This window comes from Variovorax sp. YR752 (assembly GCF_943372545.1).
The window spans coordinates 1-5,558 of the sequence record NZ_CALRZC010000355.1 but is presented as its reverse complement, the minus strand read 5'-3'; the positions used below and the strand labels follow the sequence as shown (position 1 = coordinate 5,558).

General features: G+C 67.5%; 6 protein-coding genes. 1 reads left to right on the top strand and 5 read right to left on the bottom strand.

What is annotated here, in order from left to right:
• Positions 1-919, top strand: a 919-nt coding sequence (locus AAG801_RS39925; RefSeq protein ID WP_341893419.1) for an ABC transporter substrate-binding protein, incomplete at its 5' end; no start/stop codon positions are given.
• A 26-nt stretch (positions 920-945) separates the two neighbouring features.
• Here the strand turns inward: AAG801_RS39925 and AAG801_RS39920 are convergent.
• The 5 genes from AAG801_RS39920 to AAG801_RS39900 all read right to left on the bottom strand — a co-directional run.
• The gene (locus AAG801_RS39920) at positions 946-2,034 is read right to left on the bottom strand and encodes a hypothetical protein (protein ID WP_341893418.1); all 1,089 of its coding nucleotides are present in this window, start codon (positions 2,032-2,034) and stop codon (positions 946-948) included.
• A gap of 72 nt (positions 2,035-2,106) precedes the next feature.
• Positions 2,107-3,144, bottom strand: a complete 1,038-nt coding sequence (locus tag AAG801_RS39915; RefSeq protein ID WP_341893417.1) for an AraC family transcriptional regulator — start codon at positions 3,142-3,144, stop codon at positions 2,107-2,109.
• 149 nt (positions 3,145-3,293) lie between these two features.
• Positions 3,294-4,013 carry an arsenical resistance protein ArsH gene (gene arsH / locus AAG801_RS39910; protein ID WP_341893416.1) on the bottom strand — a complete coding sequence of 240 codons (720 nt, stop codon included), beginning with the start codon at positions 4,011-4,013 and terminating at the stop codon, positions 3,294-3,296.
• Positions 3,997-4,428, bottom strand: a complete 432-nt coding sequence (arsC, locus tag AAG801_RS39905) for an arsenate reductase (glutaredoxin) (RefSeq protein ID WP_341893415.1) — start codon at positions 4,426-4,428, stop codon at positions 3,997-3,999. Before arsC ends, arsH begins: the two co-directional genes overlap by 17 nt.
• Positions 4,429-4,463: 35 nt before the next feature.
• Positions 4,464-5,558, bottom strand: a 1,095-nt coding sequence (locus AAG801_RS39900) for an arsenic transporter (protein ID WP_341893414.1), incomplete at its 5' end; no start/stop codon positions are given.

The window sequence follows — 5,558 nt, the reverse complement described above, 5'->3', positions numbered from 1 at the left end:
GCTGCGCGACAAGATCGATCTGTTCACCGGGCCCGTCGGCTCGTCGGTCGCGCTGGCCGTGGGCCCGCCGCTCTTCGCGGCCAAGGTGCCTTATCTGTCGAGCAACACCGGCCCGAGCGACTACTCGGGCGCGCGCTGCAACCCGTACTTCTTCGGCGCCTCGTACCCGAACGACGCGTACTACGAGTCGGCCGGCAAGTTCGCCTCGGACAAGGGCTTCAAGAAGGTCGCGATGATCGCGCCCAGCTACCCGGGCGGCAAGGACGCCATCAACGGCTTCAAGCACACCTTCAAGGGCGGCGTGGGCGACGAGCTGTACACCAAGCTCGGGCAGCTCGACTACTCGGCCGAGCTGGCGCAGATTCGCGCGTCGAAGCCTGATGCGCTGTACTTCTTCTTGCCCGGCGCGATGGGTGTGAGCTTCATCAAGCAGTTCGTCGGCGCGGGGCTGTCGAAAGACGTGGCGCTCATCTCCACCGCCTTCTCGGCCGATGAAGACATGATCCCCGCCGTCGGCGAGCCGATGCTCGGCCTGTTCAACACGGCGCACTGGTCGTTCGATCTCGACAATGCCGCCAACCAGCGCTTCGTGACCGCGTTCCGCCAGCAGAACAACGGGCGCAACCCGTCGTTCTATGCCGGCCAGGCCTACGACGTGCTCATGGCGATGGATGCCGCGGTGCGCGACGTCGGCGGCAAGGTGGCCGACAAGCCCGCGCTGCTGAAGGCGATCAAGGCGGCGAACTACAAGTCGGTGCGCGGCGACTTTCGCTATGGGTCGAACAACTTCCCGATCCAGAACTACTACCTGCGCGTGATCGCCAAGGACGCGAGCGGGCGCATCGCCAACAAGGTGATCGGCACCGTGCTGGAGCGCTACCAGGACCGCACGGCCGTGCAGTGCGCGATGAAGTCCTGAGGCTCGTGAACGGTGCGGCCCGCCGCTCAGTGCGGCGCCAATCGCGGCTTCGTGAGCTTGGCGTTTTCCAGTTCGAGCACGAAGCGCATCGGGGGCCCTTCGACCAGCAACTGCACCCTGAGCGTTCCCGTCAACGCGTCGACGCCGAGCTGCGCGCCTTTCCAGCTCGCTGCAGCGTCGCGCGCCGACAGCGAGGCGATTTCCGCAGTCAAGCCGCGGCCGGCGGACTTCGAGTGCAGCGCGATGGCATTGGCCCCTTCATGGCGCCCCTGCAGATGCACCTGCATGCCTGGCATGGCGAGCAGCCCATCGCCGAGCCGGACCTCGCCCGAGAGCCCGGTGCGGGCCATCAACAGACGCGCCTGCGCGGTCAGTCCGGGGTCGAGGTTCTCGCGGCCTTGTCGCAGCACCGATTCTGCGAAGGCCTGCAGTTGCAGCTTGCCGCGCCCGGAGACCCACGAGCCCAGCAGGGCGCCGCGGTGCTCGAACTCCACACCGGCAAGCGGCGCCGACGCGAACTGGTACAGGTAGCTGCGGCCGTTGGGCGCATCGACATACAGGCCCAGCCGGCTGATGCCCATGCGCGAGTCGGGTCCGACGTGTTCGACGGTCGCATCGTTGAAGTCGATCTGACCGTGCCGGATCGGCACCGTCACGTCGGCGTCGAACAGCAAGTGCGCATCGGCGATCTGTGCGCGGACCGTGCCTTCGGCCTGGCCGAGCGGGTCAAGGCGCCACGCATCGTCTGGCGTCAGTGAGGTGTCGTCTGCCTTGCGCACGTGCGGCGCCATGTGGAGGGGGCCCTGCAGCTTCAAGCCTGCACATTCGACTTCGCGCGCCTGCACGGAATCCAGGCGCGGCACGCCGGCGTCGGTTCGTATCTGCGCCACCAGGTCGTGCACAGCGATGCGGCCGATCTCCAGCACGAATGGCCCGGACGCAAGCTGCAGCGCAGTGGCCTCGAGGCGCTGTATCCGGATTTCGAGCCCGCTGTGGGGCCCGGGCTTGCATGTCGCGCCCTCCAGTGTGAGGCGGTTGCCTGCGGCCGTGTCTGCCGCTGACAGCTCCAATCCGAGCGCGAGGTTGAGGAGGGAAGCCGCGAGTGAGACGGTCATGGCGTTTTCTACCAGACATCGCGACGCCAGCGATGCAGGACTGCAGCGCGACCCGAGCCCACCCGTCTGCGCTCAATGCCTCGAAACAGAAAGGCGCGAATTGCCTTGCACGGTGTCACGCGAGGTGTCGCGCGGCAGCTGACCGAAGCGCTCGCGGTAGCAGGCGGCAAAGCGGCTCAGGTGCGAGAAGCCGCAGTTCAGCGCCACTTCGGTGACGCTGGCACCGTCGTGCCGTGCCAGTTGCGCGTGCGCGGCATCGAGGCGCATGTTGCGCAGCACTTCGCCGGGCGAGAGGTCGCGGTAGCGCCGGAAGAGCAGGGCGAGGCCGCGGCGCGTGACGCCTGCGGCCTGTGCCACGTCTTCGAGCGACAGCAGCGAATCGAGCCGCTCGCGCATGAGCTCTTCGGCGCGCCGCAGCTGCCGCAGGCTGGTTTCCTCGGTGCCGCGCTGCGCGTCGGCATGCCGCTGCAGCACCGAGTTCGGCCGGTGGCACAGCAGGTAGAGCATGAGGTTGTCTTCGCAGTGCGCGAGCCAGCGCGGGTCGTAGCGCTCGAACTCGTTCGCCGGCAGCAGCGAAGCCAGGCTCGCGACCATGCGGCACCACTGCGTGCCCGCCGCGTCGTCGAGCCGAAGGGGCATGTCGAAATCGATCTCGCCCACGGTGTCGGTGCCGCGCAGCGCGAAGGCATGGCGCGCGACCTCCTGCAGGCGGCTGAGCTCGATCTTCAGCATCAGCTGTTCGCAGTCGGCATGCCAGCGCAGGCGCACCGGCTTGTGGGCGGAAATGATGGCGCCTTGCCCGGGGTGGATCTGCAGCGTCTGCCCGCCGGTGTGGATCTCAGCGTGGCCGCGCAAGGGCATCTGCACCAGCACGAAGTTGCCGAGCGCGTCGGGCTCGATGTCGACGTCGCAGCCGTAGCGCAGGATGCACAGCGACAGTGCGCTCATCTCGGCGCGGCAGAAGATGGCATCGACATCGCCCGCGCCCCACGCGCTGCGGTGCGGCTTCAGTTCGCGGGCCACGCGCGCGTCGGTCTCTTCGGCCTCGCGCGAGCGGAAGACCTCGCGTCTGTACAGCGGGGACAGTTGCTGACTCGACCATGCGTCCATGGACACTCCTGCGGGGCCAAAGTGGGGGAAAGCGACGGCGACGGACGCTCAAGTTCTACGCTGGAATCTACGTCGGTGCGCCGCGCGCCGCCATGGGAATTGCCCGGGCAACGGGCGTCCCCGTTGCAAGAAGCTTGCCTGGCTTGTATCTAAATACTGCGCAGGTTGACCCGCTTGGACAGTGCTTCCGCACTCTCGCGCCGCTCGCTGTAGCGGTCGACCAGGTGGTCCGCGCAGTCGCGCGTGAGCAGCGTGAATTTCACCAGCTCTTCCATCACGTCGACCACGCGCTCGTAGTAGGGCGAGGGCTTCATGCGGCCTGCGTCGTCGAACTCGAGAAAGGCCTTGGCCACGGACGACTGGTTGGGGATGGTGATCATGCGCATCCATCGCCCCAGCACGCGCAGCTGGTTCACCGCGTTGAACGACTGCGAGCCGCCCGACACCTCCATCACCGCGAGCGTCTTGCCCTGCGTGGGCCGCACGGAGCCGACGGCCAGCGGAATCCAGTCGATCTGCGCCTTCATGATGCCGGTCATGGCACCGTGGCGCTCGGGCGAGGTCCACACCATGCCCTCGGCCCACTGCGCGAGATCGCGCAGCTCCTGCACCTTCGGATGGTCTTCGGGCTCGCCGTCGGGCAAGGGCAGGCCGCGCGGGTCGTAGATGCGGGGCTCGGCGCCCATCGCGCGCAGCAGGCGCGCAGCCTCTTCGGTCAGCAGGCGGCTGTAGGAGCGCTCGCGCAGCGAACCGTACAGCAGCAGGATGCGCGGCGCATGCGTGGCGCGTGCGGTGGGCAGAAGCTCCTGCAGGCTGGGGACGCGGAACGCGTCGGCGTCGATGTGGGGGAGTTCAGGGATTGGCGACACGCTGGCCTTTCGCGTCGATCACGGCTTCGCCGTCTTCCTTGGAGAAAGCGCCTTGCTGCGGCTTCGGCAGGATGTCGAGCACGGCCTCGGACGGCCGGCACAGGCGCGTGCCCAGCGGCGTGACGACGATGGGGCGGTTGATGAGGATCGGGTGCTGCAACATGAAGTCGATGAGCTGTGCATCGCTCCACGTCGGATCGCCAAGGCCCAGTTCGTCGTACGGCGTGCCTTTCTGGCGCAGCACATCGCGCACGGGCACGCCCATCGCGGCGATCAGCTGTGTGAGCGTGGCGCGGTCGGGCGGGGTCTTCAGGTACTCGACGACGGTGGGCTCGTCGCCCGTGTTGCGGATCAGCGCGAGCACGTTACGCGACGTGCCGCAGGCGGGGTTGTGATAGATCGTGATGTCGCTCATGGGAATCTCGGTGGACGAAAGAAAAATGAAAGGGGTCAGCCGAGGCTGAGGCGCAACGCGAGCGCGGCCAGCGTGACGGCCAGCACGGGAAGCGTCATCGCGATGCCGACCTTGAAGTAGTAGCCCCAGGCGATGGTCGTGCCCTTTTTCTCGAGCACGTGCAGCCACAGCAGCGTGGCCAGGCTGCCGATCGGCGTGATCTTGGGGCCCAGGTCGCAGCCGATGACGTTGGCGTAGATCATGGCTTCCTTCACGAGGCCCGTGGCACCCGACGCGTCGATGGAGAGCGCGCCCACCAGCACGGTCGGCATGTTGTTCATGACCGATGAGAGTCCTGCGGCCAGGAAGCCGGTGCCCATGGCGGCACCCCACACGCCGCCTTGCGCGAACATGTCGAGCAGCGACGAGATCTGGCCCGTCAGCCCGGCGTTGCGCAGCCCGTAGACCACGAGGTACATGCCCAGCGAGAAGACGACGATCTGCCACGGCGCGCCATGCAGCACCTTGCGCGTGCTGATGACGTGTCCGCGCGCAGCCACGGCCAGAAGAATGACCGCACCCACGGCCGCCACGGCGCTGACCGGCACGCCCAGCGGCTCCAGCCCGAAGAAGCCGACGAGCAGCAGCACCAGCACGACCCAGCCGGCCCGGAAGGTGGCCGGGTCACGGATGGCTTCGACGGGGTCCCTGAGTTGTGCCACGTCGTAGCTCGCTGGAATGTCGCGGCGGAAGTACAGCATCAGCACCAGAAGGCTGGCCGCGACCGCGGCGAGGTTCACCGGGATCATCACCGCAGCGTAGTCGTTGAAGCCGATCTTGAAGAAGTCGGCCGACACGATGTTCACGAGGTTCGACACGATCAGCGGCAGGCTGGCTGTGTCGGCAATGAAGCCCGCCGCCATGACGAAGGCGAGCGTGGCGGCGGGCCGGAAGCCGAGCGCCACGAGCATCGCCATCACGATGGGCGTGAGGATGAGCGCCGCGCCGTCGTTCGCAAAGAGGGCCGACACCGCGGCGCCCAGCAGCACGATGAAGGCGAACAGCCGCCGTCCGTTGCCGCGCCCCCAGCGGGCCACGTGCAGGGCAGCCCACTCGAAGAACCCGGCTTCGTCGAGCAGCAGGCTGATGAT

What these genes read in the sequence shown, in the direction of transcription:
- AAG801_RS39920 (WP_341893418.1), bottom strand. Translation starts at nt 2,034, where the DNA reads ATGACCGTCTCACTCGCGGCTTCCCTCCTCAACCTCGCGCTCGGATTG.
- AAG801_RS39915 (WP_341893417.1), bottom strand. Translation starts at nt 3,144, where the DNA reads ATGGACGCATGGTCGAGTCAGCAACTGTCCCCGCTGTACAGACGCGAG.
- arsC (WP_341893415.1), bottom strand. Translation starts at nt 4,428, where the DNA reads ATGAGCGACATCACGATCTATCACAACCCCGCCTGCGGCACGTCGCGT.